We start from the raw sequence: 628 nt of genomic DNA on the forward strand, positions 1-628 counted from the left end.
GCGGGAGCAAGCTCCCTCGCCACCGGGAATCAGCGGCGCATTCAAATATGGATCAACGCCGCCAGTTCCCGCTGCAGCTCGTCCTGGTCGCCCAAGTTCAATTCCACCAGCCGACGCAGATGCTTGATGGAGTCCAGATCAATATGCTCGCAGACGAAGCCCAGGTGATTATGATCATCATGGGCCAACCGAACTTCCATTTTGATCTCCGCATCAGGGCTCAAATGGATATCGGCCATGAACGGTTGGTCGGGGGCGCCAAGCCAGGGTTGGGGTTTCGTAATCAGCAGCCCCTTGAGGGACAAATCCAGTAACTCTACCGGCCAGATAAACGGCCCTTGGCTCAGTTCGGTCCTGGCATGGAATTCAACTCGTACGAAGCGGCGACGTTCGCTCATTACGCATTCCCTCTGGAGATTCACTGACTATAGACCCAACTGGCTGCACATCGTCACCGTTCGACCGCTGACAGACGAATGTCGGGTATGGCCTTTGCCCTGGTTACGGCTAAACTCCAATAGCTACCTTCTTGTCCACCCTGGCTGGAATATAAAAATGAACAACAATAATAGCCCGCTGCGCCATCTGCCTTGGCTACTGCTGGCCGTCGTCGGTGCGTGCGCCCTGG

At 55.7% G+C, this 628-nt stretch carries 1 protein-coding gene and 1 pseudogene; one reads left to right on the forward strand and one right to left on the reverse strand.

Annotated features, from left to right (window positions below; all coding sequences use genetic code 11):
* Positions 1-41: 41 nt before the first annotated feature.
* On the reverse strand, positions 42-398 hold the full coding sequence (locus OC610_RS28505; protein ID WP_264433081.1) for a PilZ domain-containing protein: 357 nt from the start codon (positions 396-398) through the stop codon (positions 42-44).
* Between the two features lie 157 nt (positions 399-555).
* On the opposite strand from OC610_RS28505, the pseudogene OC610_RS29835 reads away from it, so the two are divergent.
* A pseudogene (locus OC610_RS29835) lies at positions 556-628 on the forward strand (carbon starvation CstA family protein); the annotation flags it as partial.

This window comes from Pseudomonas agronomica (assembly GCF_025917275.1).
GTDB lineage: Bacteria > Pseudomonadota > Gammaproteobacteria > Pseudomonadales > Pseudomonadaceae > Aquipseudomonas > Aquipseudomonas agronomica.